Below are 14,800 nucleotides of genomic sequence, written 5' to 3' on the forward strand. Positions count from 1 at the left end.
TCAGATGTTTTCAATAACCTTTGGGCATTTAATGTGTTTGAGTATCTGAGTCTCCCCTTCAGAAATGACCCACCAACCAAAGTCTAGGTAATTCAATTTTTTCCCGCAGCGTGCGCAATTTTCTGGCCAACCGGAGTATCTCCAGCTTGCCAATGTACGCCAATTTGCACCTTGCGCTTTCGCCGTCCACTCATGCCGGGTCAGATTCAGCAAGCTCGCAACTTCTGCTGAAAACTCTGACTCAATTATTGAATCAAAAATTAAATCAGCTTCGTCTTCATTTAGCGAGCCATGATGGACTTCATTCAATATGTCTAGATTTTTCATAGCTTAATGCGCCTTCCGGGGACTGGTGGCTTGTAAAGCTCACCCGTGACCGGATCTATCGAGCCCAAATGGTTTCCACGTCGATCGTATTGTTCGATATCATTGTGTGTATAGTCCCATTCATAGTATCGCTTCCCCGACCCACTGCCAGACGTTTTTCTCCCATTGCCAGCGTTATCAAGATCTGCCCAAACGGGACTATCTTGTTTTGAGGGATTAGAGTTTTTTCCCTCATTGAGCGTCAGCGTAGCTGTGTTTGCTTGATTTGGCTTGGAAGCCGCCCCCAGTTGCGCCATTGCCTGATAGGCTCGGTATATTGGACCCAGCACCGGATTGCTGACGACGAGATCATCTAGGCTGGGAAGCCCTGGGAGCATCAACGGCGGCGATCCTCCCACCCACTGTCCACTCTTAGGGTCACGATAACCCTGATCTGCACTCGAAGCACTGTTGCCCCCTGCGACAGCGGCCCCTGCGGCTGCGCCCCCACCCGTTGCTCCTATGCCAGCCAGTGGGAACACGACCGACGTGTTCGCGCTGCCTCCCCCGCCGACGACCGTGTCAGCGCCACCCGGTGTGCCAAAGTAATCCTGCCCAATACCGACGGCAGCAGTGAAGAAGCTCTGAAGGTTTTGAAGCTGCTGCTTCTGCTCGGGCGTCAGGCTGAGGTCGTTCTGCAACCGGTCGAACTCGCTACGTGCCCGATCGATCTCGTTCGGCGCCATTCGTCCGGATGCATTGCCTCCAGCCAGCAGGGCATTGATTTTCTCAACAAGCTGCGGCGTCATCTCCACCAAGATGCCGGTCGCTGTGGACGTGATTCGCACCTGCGCATTCACGTCTTTCAGAAGCTCGCCGGCCGCCCAACTCGGCCTCAGCCCGTTGCTGCCGTCTCCGGTGCGCACATGTGCGTTGCCTGCAGCGCCCGAAATGCCCGATGGCGTGATGCTCGTGCTCCCGCTGCTCGCCTTTCCGGCGCCGATCGACGATGTGCTGTTGTAGCCCGCCGCGACGCTGTAGCCCGACGCATTGAACGTATCGACGTTGACCACATCGCTCATCTTCAGGCTGCCCGTCGTGAAGCCGTTCTTGCCCCCATCGACCGCCTGGTCTGACCGCGGCGCTGCCTGCGCCTGCGCCACCGCGGGTCGCCTTGCGCGCGCCACGGCCGGTGCTTCGGGCCGTCTCCTGCACCACCATGCGCATCCCGCGCGCGGCGTTGAAGACGATTCGGTAGAGGTGCTTGTTCATTGTTTTTTCTCCCTGCTATTCATCACGATGGAGTTCGCGTGAGTTCGATGCGCGCGAGCACGAGAACTGCGGCCAGAACGGAGCCGAATGAAACGTAGCGACGCGCAGTATTTGTCATGTCAAAAGCTGTAATTCAGGTTGAAACCCGCAGTGGTCTTCGCGGTGCGATAGCCCTCGGGTTTGCTGATGGGCACTCCGATGAAGAGGTCGTAGCTCAGGCCTTGAACGGCGCCTCGCACGCCGATCGCACCGCCCATCAGATGGCGCCCGTACATGAGACCGGCCGATGGCCCGCCGATCGCGCCGTAGTCCAGCCCCGCGTACAGCTCGGCACCGGTCTGGCCCAGCGCCCAGCCCAGGTCGTTGCGCACGAGCCAGCCGCGGTCGCCCATCAGGCTGCTTTCGCCGTCGAAGCCGCGCACCGTGTAGCGTCCGCCGATGGAAAAGCGGTCCTGCGGCGTGAGCGGCGTGCGGTTCCATTGCGCGCGCCACAGCGCGATGTAGCGCAGCCTCTGGCCGCCCGCCGCAAAGGGCAGGTTCAGGCTGGCATCGGCGGTGAACATGCGCATGCGCGAGGTGCCTTCGTCGAAGCCTTCCTCGGGGGCTGGCAGCGCGCCGAAGGCGCCGGTGCCGCGGCGGTACTGCAGGTTGGCGTCCAGCGTCGCCCCGTTGCCGAAGACGTCAAAGAACTCCCGGTGGTTCATCCCCAGCTCCCAGCCACCGACCACGCGGCGCTGCACGCCGATCTCGGTGTCTTCAACGAAACTGTTCGACGCACGCCGAAAGCCGCGCAGCGACACGGTGGTCTTGCGCTGCTGGTCACGGTAGATCAGCCGCGACAGGCGCAGCTCTGCGTTGCGTGATTCACCGCTGTAGACGTAGCTCTGCAAATAGCCAGCGACCGACTGGTGATACCTGTTCTGGCTGGCTGTCGCGCCCAGCAGCCAGTCGCCGTAGGGAATCGAGTAGTGCAGCGTCTGGCCGCTGGTGCCCTGGCCGCTGTGGTTGAAGGCGTCGTGGTTCAGGCTGACATAGGCCAGGTCGTTCAGGCCGAGTGGGCCGTCCCAGGCGAGGGTCAGGCCAGCCTGGGTGCGGCCGGTGGTCTCGGTGCCGCTGTCGTCCAGGCTCAGGGTGGTGCGCAGCGGCGACTTGCGCGTGTACTTGACGACCAGGTCGCTGTCGCCAGGGTGCGCGCCCGCGGCGGTGGAGGGCTCGATCTGGATGTCGGCGTCGGCCGTGGGCAGGCGCTTGAAATTCTCCAGTGCCTGTTCGATGTCGCGCAGGTTGAGCAGATCGCCCGGCCGCGCGGCAATGGCGTTGCGCAGGTCGGTGGTGGCGTTCGAACCCTCGGCGAAGCGGATGGCCGCGATGCGCCCGGGCACGAGCGTGAGGGTCAGCGTGCCTGAGGCGAGGTCCTGTGGTGCCGCGAGCACCCGGGTGGTGACCCAGCCGCGGCCAATGAGCGCCTGCTGCACGCGGGCCAGAACGATGTTGACGCCCGCGGTGCCCAGGCAGCGGCCCAATGGCGCCTCGGTGCCCCCGCCGGCGGCAGCGACTTCGCCGGCGGCGGACAGCGCCCACTCGAAGTCTTCGGCGCGTTCACCCGCGAGTATCAGCCGGTCGATCTGAAAGCAGGGCGTCTCGGCCTCGGGCAAGCGGTTCGCCAGGAGCCCTGCTGGCGCCGGCAGGCGGGCGTCGACCCTGGGTTCCTGCTGTTGGCGCAGTGCGCGTTCACGCTCCTGCTGTCGCTGTTCATCGACGAAGGGCCCGAAGGCCCGCGGTGCCGAGGCATTGGCCTGCGCCCAGACGCCGTGGGTCGCGCACAGCCAGATTGCGGCGACAGCACACGGGCGCAGTGCCGCTCGCCGTGCATGCGTCCGCCCTTGGGCTCCACGCCCCACCGCCTGTCTGTTCGACATTGCTCCTCCCTGTACCTGCTCTTGAGGCGGGGATTCTGGCGACGGACTCGGGCTTCAAACGTCAATGAATGTGGCCGAAGCTTGAAGCTGGGCAAATTGACGGCGTTTGTGTGAAAGATGCCGCAGCTTCTAAGTGGGTGAAAAAAGACGATTCGTAACTCTATGTGGAGCAGACCGCGCCATGTGCCCACAGCATGGCGCCCGACTTCGCGAGCAAGATGTCGGCATCCGCGACAATTCAGCGATGTCACGTCTACAAATCACTGCCGCTGGCCTTCGCTTCGTGGCCGAAACCCATCCCGACGCGCCGCTCACCGTCGCTGCCTTCCTCAAGCTGCTGCCTTATCGCCAGAAGATCATCCACGTCCGCTGGAGCGGCGAGGGCGTCTGGGTGCCGCTGGGCGACTGGAAGCTGGGCGTCGATTTCGAGAATCACACCGCCCATCCGTCGCGCGGCGACATCCTGTTCTATCCGGGCGGCTACAGCGAAACCGAGATCATCTGGGCCTACGGTTCGTGCAGCTTCGCCAGCAAGATGGGCCAGCTCGCAGGCAACCATTTCCTGACCATCGTCGAGGGCCAGGAGCAACTGGCGGCGCTGGGCCGCAAGGTGCTGTGGGAAGGTGCGCAGGACGTCGTGTTCGAACTGCTGGACTGACGGCGTCCGTCATTCGCATCTTGAATCGCCGCATGTCGCGATTCAATTGGACAGGTGCGCGTCGGTGCCCAACACTGCCGCATGAAAGAACAGAAGATCGAGCGCTACACCGGCCCGGCCGGTGGTTGGGGTGCGTTGCGCAGCGTCACCCAGGCGCTGCTGCGCCAGGACATTCCGGTCAAGGGGGCCCGAACGCTGTTGTCGGCCAACCAGCCCGACGGCTTCGACTGCCCGGGTTGCGCCTGGCCCGACCGCAACCATGCGTCGAGCTTCGAATTCTGCGAGAACGGCGTCAAGGCCGTGGCGGCCGAGGCCACCGCACGGCGCGCCGGCCCTGAACTGTTCGCCAGGCACACCGTGGAAGAACTCGCCGCCCAGAGCGATTTCTGGCTCGAAGACCAGGGTCGGCTCACGCACCCGATGGTCTACGACGCGGCCAGCGACAGGTACGTGCCCATCGCATGGGATGCGGCCTTTGCACTGGTCGCCCGGCACCTGAATGCCTTGCCCGACCCGAACCAGGCGGTGTTCTACACGTCCGGGCGCGCCAGCAACGAGGCGGCGTTTCTCTACCAGCTGTTCGTGCGCGAGTACGGCACCAACAACTTCCCCGACTGCTCGAACATGTGCCACGAGCCCAGCGGCAGCGGCATGCGCGCGCAGTTCGGCGTGGGCAAGGGCACGGTGACGTTGCAAGACTTCGAGCTGGCCGACGCCGTCTTCATCTTCGGCCAGAACCCCGGCACCAACCACCCGCGCATGCTTGGCGAACTGCGTGCCGCGCACAAGCGCGGCGCGCGCATCGTGAGCTTCAACCCGCTGCGCGAGCGCGGCCTGGAACGCTTTGCCGACCCGCAGGACAAGCGCGAGATGGCGACCCTGGGCTCCACCGACATCAGCACGCACTACTACCAGTTGCGTGTGGGCGGCGACCTGGCAGCAGTCAAGGGGATGATGAAGCACCTCGTCGAGCGCGAGGATGCGGGCGAGCGGCTGTTCGACCGGGCCTTCATCGCCGAGCACACGCGCGGCCTCGACGCGCTCATGGCCGACCTGCGCACGGAACCGTGGGCCGGGCTGGTGGAGGAATCGGGCCTGACCGAGGCGCAACTGCGCGCTGCGGGCGACGTGTATGCGGCGGCCGAGCGCACCATCGTCTGCTGGGGCATGGGCATCACGCAGCACCGCGACGCGGTCGCGACCATCCAGATGCTGGGCAACCTGCTGCTGCTGCGCGGCAACGTCGGGCGGCCCGGTGCCGGCCCCTGTCCGGTGCGCGGGCACAGCAACGTCCAAGGCGACCGCACCATGGGCATCTGGGAAAAGCCGCCGGCTGCGTTGCTCGACCGGCTCGGCGAGGTGTTCGGGTTCGAGCCGCCGCGCACGCCGGGCTGGGACACGGTGGAGTCGATCCGCGCGATGCGCGAAGGCAAGGGCCGGGTGTTCTTCGCGCTGGGCGGCAACTTTGCCGCGGCCACGCCCGACACCCATGAAACCTGGAAAGCGCTGCGCCAGTGCGATCTGACGGTGCATGTCACGACCAAGCTCAACCGCAGCCATGTCGTGCATGGGCGCGAAGCGCTGATCCTGCCGTGCCTGGGCCGCACCGAAATCGACATGCAGGCCACCGGCGTGCAAGGCGTGACGGTGGAGGACTCGATGAGCATGGTGCACCTGTCCAGCGGCATCAATCCGCCGGCCTCGCCGCACCTGCTGTCGGAGCCCGCCATCGTCGCGCGCCTGGCGGCCGCGACCATCGGCGAGCGCAGCCGCACGCCGTGGCTGCAACTGGTCGAAGACTACGGACGCATCCGCGACAAGATCGAGGCCGTGTTCGACGACTTCAAGGACTTCAACGCGCGCGTGGCGGTGCCGGGGGGCTTTCGGCTGCGCAACACGGCGAGCGAACGCGTGTGGAACACCCTTTCGGGCAAGGCCGACTTCTTCGTGCACGCGGTGCCGCGCGACACGCCGTCGCACCGTGCGCGGGCGCTGCGGCGCGACACGGTCGTCTTCACGCTCATGACGACGCGGTCGCACGATCAGTACAACACCACCATCTACGGGCAGGACGATCGCTACCGTGGCGTGTTCGGCCAGCGCCGTGTCGTGTTCATCCATGCCGCCGACATCCAGGCGCTGGGCATGAAGGATGGCGACTGGGTCGACCTGCAGACCGTGTGGGACGACGGCCAGCAGCGCCGCGCCGACCGCTTCAAGCTCGTGGCCTACGGCATTCCGCGCGGCAACCTCGCGGCTTACTATCCCGAGACCAACGCGCTGGTGCCGCTGTCCGCGGTCGCACTTCATGCAGGCACGCCCACCTCGAAGTCGATCCCGGTCGTGCTGGTGCCCTCTGCGCCGATCGATGCACACTCGGGGAATGACGCCCTTGACTGACGACGCTTCCGTTTCATTCACGCTGCCCTCGCTGTCGCCGCAGACCGTGCGCGCGTTCGATGCGGCCCATGCCGAGGGCATGCCGCGCACCGACACGCTGGCCGCCGAGGTGCCGGTAGCGCTGGTCTTCAACGGCATCTCCCATGCGGTGATGATGGCCACGCCGCAGGACCTGGACGATTTTGCGCTCGGCTTTGCGCTGAGCGAAGGCATCCTCGATCAGGCGCACGACTGCCGCGACATCGTCGTGCAGTCGCTGCGCGCCGCCGACGCGGGCCTGCCCGGCGGCATCGATGCGGTGGAGGTGCGGCTGGAGATTTCCACCCGCGCCTTCGAGCGGCTGAAGGGCCGTCGCCGCAGCATGTCGGGCCGCACGGGCTGTGGCGTGTGCGGCGTGGAGAGTTTCGCTGGCCTCGAGCTCACGCCCGAGGCGCTGCCGGCGCACGGCTGGATCGACCGCGTCGATCTGCCGACCGTGCTGCGTGCGCTCGACGCACTGCCTGCGCGCCAGGTGCTCAACGCCGAGGCCGGCGCGATCCACGCGGCGGGCTGGGCCACGCTCGACGGCGCGCTCACCGAAGTGCGCGAAGACGTGGGGCGCCACAACGCGCTCGACAAGCTCATCGGCGTGCTCGCCGCGCAGGGGCAGCTCGGCACGCCGGGCTTCGTCGTGCTGTCCAGCCGTGGCAGCCACGAGCTCGTTCGCAAGTGCGCCCGCGTGGGCATCGCCGCGCTCGCCACCATCTCCGCGCCGACCGCCATGGGCGTGCGCGTGGCCGAGATGGCCGGCGTGCGGCTGTGGGGCATGTGCCGCTCGCCCAAGGCGGTGCGCTACACGTCCGGGCGGGGCGCCTGATTGCACACCGTGCTGCCGCAAGCCCCGCGCCCCGAAAGGAAACGCCGCATCGGCTATCGTGCTGCGCATGCCGTCGCCCGCTGAAACCCCGGAAACCCCACCGTCCCGCACCGAACGCGAACGCCCTTCGCTCGACGTCGCCGTGCTGATGCGGCGCGAGCGCGTGCACGGCCCGTCCGCCCACTGGCAGCCCTTTCGATGGGTGCTCGACAGCGTGGTGCCCGACGCACCTGCCTTTGGCGACGCCCCGCGCTGCCTGCGGGAGCAGGACGGCGAAGCGCTGTGGCTGCATCCCGGCTTCAAGGCCGAGTTGTTCCGAGACGACGCCGAGGGCTATCACCTGAACGTGACCACCCCGGCGCCCTGCTGGTTCGTGCTGTGGCGCATGGAAGTGGCGCCCGCCGAGGGCACCGAGCCCCGCGCGATGCCGGTGGTCGTGAGCCTGAGCTACAACGAGGCCGGCCGCTGGCTCGATGCGCAGGAGACGGTCGAGCAGGTGCCCGCGCCGCCCGAGGTGGTCGACTGGGTGCGCGGGTTCGCGTCGGCGCATTACGTGATCGAGCCCAAGAAGCGCAAGCGACCCGAGAGTTTCCGCCCGCTGGTCGACCGCTTCGGCAATGCGGCCAGCGTGAGCACCGAGAAAAAGCGCGGCCGGGGCGCAGGCGATGTCTGAAGGCTTTTTCGACCGCTGGTCCCGGCGCAAGCAGCAGGCGAGGGAGGAACCCGCGCCCCCCGCGCCCTCTGCGCTCCCCGTAGCGCCGGCCGAGGCGGCAAGCCCCCCGCCGGAACTTTCGCCGGAAGAGGAGGGCGTCACCACCCCGAGCACTGCAGGGCCGCCGCCGCTGACGCTGGCCGACACCGAAAGCCTCACCATCGGGTCGGACTTTCGCCCCTTCGTCGCCAAGGGCGTGCAGCCCGAGGTCAAGAACGCCGCCTTCCGCAAGCTCTTTGCCGATCCGCACTTCAACGTGATGGACGGCATGGATACGTACATCGACGACTATTCCAAGCCCACGCCGATCCCCGACAGCGTGCTGCGCCAGATGGCCAGTGCCAAGTTTCTCAAGCTCTTCGAGGAGGAGGAAGGCCCAGCGCCCGAACTCGCACCCGAACAAGCCCAGGAAAGCGATGGCGTCCCGGACGTGGCACAGTCGGACGCCCCCGGGAATCTCCCCAGCCCGCTGGTTGCCGATGCGCAGCCTGCCAGCCACATGACCGATGACCCAAACGCTGATCTGCGACTGCAACCAGACGATGCCGCTCGAGCCGAAGATGCTCGGGCGCGCGCTGGCTGAAGACCTTCCCCTGCATTCCTCCCTGTGCCGGCGCGAGGCGCCGGCTTTCCAGCGTGCGGTGCAATCGGGCGACGAGGTCATCGTCGCCTGCACGCAGGAGCGGCGGCTGTTCAATGCGCTGGCCGACCAGACCCCCGACGCCACGTCGCCGATTCGCTTCGTCAACATCCGCGAGACCGGTGGATGGGGGCGCGACGCCAGGAATGCGGGCCCCAAGATCGCCGCGCTGCTGGCGGCTGCGGCGCTGCCCGAGCCCGATCCGGTCGCGACCGTCGGCTATGCGAGCCAGGGCCGGCTGCTGATCGTCGGTGCGCTCGACATAGCCGAGCGTGCCGCCGCGCTGGTGGCCGACACGCTCGACGTGACGATCCTCTCGCAAGGGCAGGGCGTCGCAGGCGGCGCGCAGGAACGCCGCTGGCCAGTCGTTGCGGGCCGCGTCGAGACGCTGACCGGCTGGCTCGGCGCCTTCGCGCTGACGCTGGTGCGTGACAACCCGATCGATCTCGACCTGTGCACCCGCTGCAACGCCTGTGTCACCGCCTGTCCGGAGCAGGCCATTGGCCTGGACTACCAGATCGACCTGGCCAAGTGCACGTCGCACCGCGACTGCGAGCGTGCCTGCACGGTGGCCGGCGCGATCCGCTTCGACCGCACACCGGACCGCGTCGCTGCGTCCTACGACCTGGTGCTCGACCTCGGCGCTGTGCCGCTGATCGACTGGCACGCGCCGCCGCAGGGCTACTTCCACCTGGGCGAGGGGCTGGCCACGGCCGAGGCGCTGCAGACGCTGCTGAATCTGCGCGAGATGGTCGGCGAGTTCGAGAAGCCCAAGTTCTTCGACTACAAGCAAAAGCTCTGTGCGCACAGCCGCAATGAGCAGCTCGGCTGCAACGCCTGCGTCGAGGTCTGCTCGGCGCACGCGATTTCCAGCGACAAGGCGCGCCAGCGCATCGTCGTGAACCCGAACCTTTGCGTCGGCTGCGGCGCCTGCACCACGGTGTGTCCCACCGGCGCGCTGGGCTACAGCTACCCGCGCGCGCCTGACCAGGGCGGCAAGCTGCGCACGTTGCTGTCGACCTATGCACACGCCGGCGGACGCGATGCCGTGCTGCTGCTGCACAGCCAGGAGGCCGGCCAGACGCTGGTCGAGCGCCTGGGGCGCGACGCGCAGCTCGGCAAGGCACAGGGCGTACCGGCGCAGGTGATACCGGTCGCGCTGTGGCATGCGGCGAGCACCGGCATCGACCTGTGGCTCGGCGCGATCGCCTTCGGTGCCTCGCAGGTCGTGGTGCTCTCGACGGGCGAGGAAGCGCCGGCCTACCTGGCCGCCCTGAAGCAGCAGATGGACATCGCCCAGACATTGCTGCGTGGACTCGGCTACACGGGCAGCCATTTCCGGCTGATCGAGGCGGCCACGGTGGCGGCGCTGGACACGGCGCTGGCCGGCCTGTCGGGCACCCGCCAGTTGCGGCCGGCCGAGGCGGCGCGTTTTGCGGTCGCGGCCGAGAAGCGCAACACGCTGGAACTGGTGCTCGACCACCTGATGGAAGGCGCCCCGGCGCTCAAAACGGCCGAGGCGCCGCTCACCATTGCGCTGCCGACGGGCTCGCCCTGGGGTGCCATCACTGTGAACAAGGACAGCTGCACGCTGTGCCTGGCCTGTGTGAGCGCCTGCCCGGCCAGCGCGCTGCAGGACAACCAGAATGCGCCGCAATTGCGCTTCATCGAGAAGAATTGCGTGCAATGCGGCCTGTGCGAAAGCACCTGCCCCGAAAACGCGATTGCGCTGGTGCCGCGCCTGCTGGCCACGCCCGAGCGCAAGCAGCCCGTGCTGCTCAACGAGGCCAAGCCCTGGGCCTGCATCCGCTGCAGCAAGCCCTTCGGCACCCAGAAGGCGATCGAGTCGATGCTGGGCAAGCTTGCAGGCCATGCCATGTTCCAGGGCGAGGCGCTGGAGCGCCTGAAGATGTGCAGCGACTGCCGCGTCATCGACCTGTACAGCGCCCGCAACGAAATGAAGATCACCGACCTATGAGCGAACGTTTTCCCGCCACGTCGGCGCTGGACGAGGAACTGGCACGTGCCGAGGTCTATGGGCTGCTGTCGCGCCTGTGGTTTGCCGCTCCCGACGGCGAGCTGCTGGCGGCATTGCAGGTGGCGCCGACCGAGGCCCCGGCGGCAGGGGCATACCTGGAAGAGCCATGGCGCCAGTTGGTAGGCGCCGCACGCGAGACCGACGTGGCCGCCGTGGCCGCCGAATACGACGCGCTCTTCGGCGGCATCGGCAAACCCGAGGTCTACCTGTTCGGCTCGCACCACCTCAGTGGTTTCCTCAACGACAAGCCGCTGGCCCAGTTGCGTGGCGACCTCGCCCGGCTGGGCCTGACGCGCGACGAGGCCATCTACGAAACCGAGGACCACATCGCCTGCTTGTGCGAGGTGATGCGCTACCTGATCGCGGGCGACGACGTGGCCGTGGCCAACCTGGCCCAGCAGCAGCGCTTTTTTGCCGCGCACGTGCAGTCGTGGGTCACGGGTCTGTGCGCGGCGGTGGCCGGGCATGCCAAGGCACGGTTCTATGCAGCGCTCGCCGTCTTCACCGCCGCATTCGTCGAGGTCGAGGCCCAGGGTTTCGACATGCTCGAGGGCTGAGGCAAAGAGCCCTCGTCCGGCTGCGCGAATGGCGCAGTCCCACACGGGGACTTAAGGGTCTCGACTAGTATCCAAACCTATGCAAATCGGTTCATATCTGATTTGTGCCAGCCACTCCTGGAGTTGATATGCAGGACAGCCAGTCTTCGGGCGCCACGCCGCCCTCCCGCAGGGGATTCTTTTTCGGTGCTGCCGCCGTCGGCGCGGCCACTGCCGCCGTGGCCGTGTTGCCACGGATCGTCGATGCGCCCGCACCCGTCGAGGCCGCCGCGGCACTGCCGCCCGCACCGGAGAACGGTGGCGGCTATTCGCTGAGCGAGCACGTCAAGCGCTATTACCGCACCGCTGCGGCCTGAGAAAGCGTCCATGCTGCTGACCAAGAAGCGTCCTGCCGTCACGAACGACGGCCCTTCGCAACCTGCCGCATCCGCGGCCACCGCTGCGTCGCCCTTCCTGCACAGTCTGCGCCGCGGGCTGTCCAACGCGCTGCCGACCATGGACCGCCGCGCCTTCCTGCGCCGCTCCGGCCTGGGGGTCGGCGTGGGCCTGGCTGCCGGCCAGCTCACCTTGATGCGCCGTGCCAGCGCCGCCGATGCGAGCCGACCGACGGCCATCGGCGCGGGCAAGATCGAGGTCAAGCGCACCGTGTGCTCGCACTGCTCGGTGGGCTGCGCATCGGACGCAGTGGTCGAAAACGGCGTCTGGGTCCGGCAGGAGCCGGTGTTCGACTCGCCGATCAACCTCGGCGCGCACTGCGCCAAGGGCGCGGCCTTGCGCGAGCACGGCCATGGCGAGTACCGGCTGCGCTACCCGATGAAGCTGGTCAACGGCAAGTACCAGCGCATCAGCTGGGACACCGCGCTCGACGAAATCTCGGCCCGCATCAAGGATCTGCGCCAGGCCAGCGGGCCGGACTCGGTCTACTGGATCGGCTCGTCCAAGCACAGCAACGAGCAGGCCTACCTGCTGCGCAAGTTCGTGAGCTTCTTCGGCAGCAACAACTGCGACCATCAGGCGCGCATCTGTCACTCGACCACGGTGGCTGGCGTGGCGAACACATGGGGCTACGGCGCCATGACCAATTCGTACAACGACATGCGCGGCGCCAAGGTGGCGATGTACATCGGTTCGAACGCGGCCGAGGCGCACCCGGTGAGCATGCTGCATCTGCTGCACGCCAAGGAAAACGGCTGCAAGGTCATCGTGATCGACCCGCGCTTCACCCGCACGGCGGCCAAGGCCGACGAATACGTGCGCATTCGCTCCGGCTCGGACATCGCGTTCCTCTTCGGCATCCTGCACCACATCTTCAAGAACGGCTGGGAAGACAAGCAGTACCTCAACGACCGCGTGTTCGGCATGGACAAGGTGCGCGAGGAGGTCATGACCAAGTGGACGCCCGACAAGGTCGAGGAGGCCTGCGGCGTCAAGGAGGCGCAGGTGCTCAAGGTGGCGACCTGGCTCAACGAGAACCGCCCCGGCACCGTCGTCTGGTGCATGGGCCAGACCCAGCACACCATCGGCAATGCCATCGTGCGGGCCTCTTGCATTCTCCAGCTCGCGCTCGGCAACATCGGCAAGTCCGGTGGCGGCACCAACATCTTCCGTGGCCACGACAACGTGCAGGGCGCGACGGACGTCGGCCCGAACCCGGACTCGCTGCCGGCCTACTACGGCCTGGTCGACGGCTCGTGGCGGCACTTCGCCGACGCCTGGGGCGTCGACTACAACTGGCTCAAGAGCCGTTTCGCCTCGCCCGTGATGATGACCAAGCCGGGCATCACGCTGTCGCGCTGGATCGACGGCGTGCTCGAAAAGAACGAGCTGATCGATCAGGACTCGAACCTGCGCGGCGTCGTGTACTGGGGCCACTCGCCCAACTCGCAGACGCGCGGGCTGGAGATGAAGCGCGCCATGGACAAGCTCGACCTGCTGGTGGTGGTCGACCCGTATCCGTCGGCCACTGCGGCGATGGCCGCCATGCCCGGCACGGCGGGTGACCTGAACCCGAACCGCGCGGTCTACCTGCTGCCAGCTTGCACGCAGTTCGAGACCAGCGGCTCGGTGACGGCGTCGAACCGCTCGATCCAGTGGCGCGAGAAGGTGATCGAGCCGCTTTGGGAAAGCCGCAGCGACCACATGATCATGCAGCAGTTCGCCGACCGCTTCGGCTTCGGCAAGGAGCTGAGCAAGAACTTCCGCATGCAGAAGGTCAAGGGCATGGACGAGCCCGTGCCCGAGGACATCCTGCGCGAAATCAACAAGAGCTGCTGGGCCGTGGGCTACACCGGACAGAGCCCCGAACGCATCCAGGCGCACATGCGCAACATGGGCGCCTTCGACGTGCGCACGCTCAAGGCCAAGGGTGCCGTCAAGGACAAGGTCAACGGCTACGACATTTCGGGCGACTACTTCGGCCTGCCGTGGCCCTGCTACGGCACGCCCGCACTCAAGCACCCGGGCTCACCCAACCTGTACGACACCTCCAAGCACGTGATGGACGGCGGCGGCAACTTCCGCGCGAACTTCGGCGTGGAGCGCGACGGCCAGAGCCTGCTGGCCGAGGACGGCTCGCATTCGATGGGGGCCGACATCACCACTGGCTACCCCGAACTCGACCACCTGCTGCTCAAGAAACTGGGCTGGTGGGACGAACTCACCGAGGCCGAAAAGGCCAAGGCCGAGGGCAAGAACTGGAAGACCGACAACTCGGGCGGCATGATCCGCGTGTTCATGCAGAACCACGGCTGCCACCCCTTCGGCAACGCGAAGGCGCGCGCCGTGGTCTGGAACTTCCCGGACCCCATTCCGCAGCACCGCGAGCCGCTCTACGGCAACCGGCCGGACCTGATGGTCAAGTACCCGACGCATGACGACAAGATGGCGTTCTGGCGCCTGCCCACGCTCTACAAGAGCATTCAGCAGAAGAACATCGCCGACAAGGTGGCCGACCGGTTCCCGCTGGTGCTGACGTCCGGGCGCTTGGTCGAGTACGAAGGCGGCGGCGAAGAAACGCGCTCGAACCCCTGGCTGGCCGAACTGCAGCAGGAGATGTTCATCGAGATCAACCCGAAGGTGGCGGCCGAAAAGGGCATCTCCAACGGTGGCCGCGCATGGGTGCACACGCCCACCGGCGCGAAGCTCAACGTGCAGGCGCTGGTGACCGAGCGCGTCGGCCCTGACACGGTGTTCATGCCCTTCCACTTCTCTGGCCACTGGCAGGGCGTGGACATGCTGCCGTACTACCCCGACGGCGCGCATCCGATCGTGCGCGGCGAAGCGATCAACACCGGCACCACGTACGGCTACGACAGCGTGACGATGATGCAAGAAACCAAAACGACGATCTGCAACGTCGAGAAAGCCTGAAACGATCATGCGCCCCCACGCTCATCACTTCGTGTATTCGCTGCCCCCCGAGGGGGCGTTGACCTCCTTTGAG

The 14,800-nt window shown here is 66.5% G+C and carries 12 protein-coding genes and 1 pseudogene; 9 read left to right on the top strand and 4 right to left on the bottom strand.

Annotation, left to right across the window (positions count from 1 at the left end; genetic code table 11):
• The 4 genes and pseudogenes from J2W36_RS00545 to J2W36_RS00555 all read right to left on the bottom strand — a co-directional run bounded on the left by J2W36_RS00545 (window position 1) and on the right by J2W36_RS00555 (window position 3,497).
• A complete protein-coding gene (locus J2W36_RS00545) occupies window positions 1–327 on the bottom strand; it encodes a hypothetical protein (RefSeq protein ID WP_307687703.1) in 327 nt (108 codons plus the stop codon).
• Window positions 324–1,469: a colicin E3/pyocin S6 family cytotoxin gene (locus J2W36_RS00550; RefSeq protein WP_307687704.1), complete on the bottom strand. Its 1,146-nt coding sequence runs from the start codon at window positions 1,467–1,469 to the stop codon at window positions 324–326. The genes J2W36_RS00545 and J2W36_RS00550 overlap by 4 nt, the downstream gene beginning before the upstream one ends.
• 34 nt (window positions 1,470–1,503) lie before the next feature.
• Window positions 1,504–1,578 (bottom strand): annotated as a pseudogene (locus J2W36_RS26530) (ESPR-type extended signal peptide-containing protein); the annotation flags it as partial.
• Between the two features lie 119 nt (window positions 1,579–1,697).
• Complete coding sequence (locus J2W36_RS00555; RefSeq protein ID WP_307687705.1) at window positions 1,698–3,497, bottom strand: ShlB/FhaC/HecB family hemolysin secretion/activation protein; 1,800 nt, start codon at window positions 3,495–3,497, stop codon at window positions 1,698–1,700.
• A gap of 244 nt (window positions 3,498–3,741) precedes the next feature.
• Here J2W36_RS00555 and J2W36_RS00560 point away from each other — a divergent pair, with 244 nt between their 5' ends.
• The 9 genes from J2W36_RS00560 (at window position 3,742) to J2W36_RS00600 (ending at window position 14,727) form a co-directional block, all read left to right on the top strand.
• Entirely contained in the window at window positions 3,742–4,155 is a 414-nt protein-coding gene (locus J2W36_RS00560; protein WP_307687706.1) for a DUF3830 family protein, read from the top strand.
• A gap of 81 nt (window positions 4,156–4,236) precedes the next feature.
• Window positions 4,237–6,555, top strand: coding sequence for an FdhF/YdeP family oxidoreductase (locus J2W36_RS00565; protein ID WP_307687707.1), 2,319 nt, complete (start codon window positions 4,237–4,239; stop codon window positions 6,553–6,555).
• Complete coding sequence (gene fdhD, locus J2W36_RS00570; RefSeq protein WP_370869228.1) at window positions 6,539–7,411, top strand: formate dehydrogenase accessory sulfurtransferase FdhD; 873 nt, start codon at window positions 6,539–6,541, stop codon at window positions 7,409–7,411. The genes J2W36_RS00565 and fdhD overlap by 17 nt, the downstream gene beginning before the upstream one ends.
• A 67-nt stretch (window positions 7,412–7,478) precedes the next feature.
• Complete coding sequence (locus tag J2W36_RS00575) at window positions 7,479–8,084, top strand: DUF3305 domain-containing protein (RefSeq protein ID WP_307687708.1); 606 nt, start codon at window positions 7,479–7,481, stop codon at window positions 8,082–8,084.
• Window positions 8,077–8,706, top strand: a complete 630-nt coding sequence (locus tag J2W36_RS00580; RefSeq protein ID WP_307687709.1) for a DUF3306 domain-containing protein — start codon at window positions 8,077–8,079, stop codon at window positions 8,704–8,706. The genes J2W36_RS00575 and J2W36_RS00580 overlap by 8 nt, the downstream gene beginning before the upstream one ends.
• Window positions 8,666–10,741 (top strand): 4Fe-4S binding protein, encoded by a 2,076-nt coding sequence (locus J2W36_RS00585; protein WP_370869239.1) that lies wholly within the window; start codon window positions 8,666–8,668, stop codon window positions 10,739–10,741. Before J2W36_RS00580 ends, J2W36_RS00585 begins: the two co-directional genes overlap by 41 nt.
• Window positions 10,738–11,358, top strand: coding sequence for a TorD/DmsD family molecular chaperone (locus tag J2W36_RS00590; RefSeq protein WP_307687711.1), 621 nt, complete (start codon window positions 10,738–10,740; stop codon window positions 11,356–11,358). The genes J2W36_RS00585 and J2W36_RS00590 overlap by 4 nt, the downstream gene beginning before the upstream one ends.
• Window positions 11,359–11,486: 128 nt before the next feature.
• The gene (locus J2W36_RS00595) at window positions 11,487–11,714 is read left to right on the top strand and encodes a formate dehydrogenase (protein ID WP_307687712.1); all 228 of its coding nucleotides are present in this window, start codon (window positions 11,487–11,489) and stop codon (window positions 11,712–11,714) included.
• Between the two features lie 10 nt (window positions 11,715–11,724).
• Complete coding sequence (locus J2W36_RS00600; protein WP_307687713.1) at window positions 11,725–14,727, top strand: formate dehydrogenase subunit alpha; 3,003 nt, start codon at window positions 11,725–11,727, stop codon at window positions 14,725–14,727.
• Window positions 14,728–14,800 lie beyond the last annotated feature (73 nt).

The sequence above is a fragment of the Variovorax ginsengisoli genome, assembly GCF_030811835.1.
Taxonomy (GTDB): domain Bacteria; phylum Pseudomonadota; class Gammaproteobacteria; order Burkholderiales; family Burkholderiaceae_C; genus Variovorax; species Variovorax ginsengisoli_C.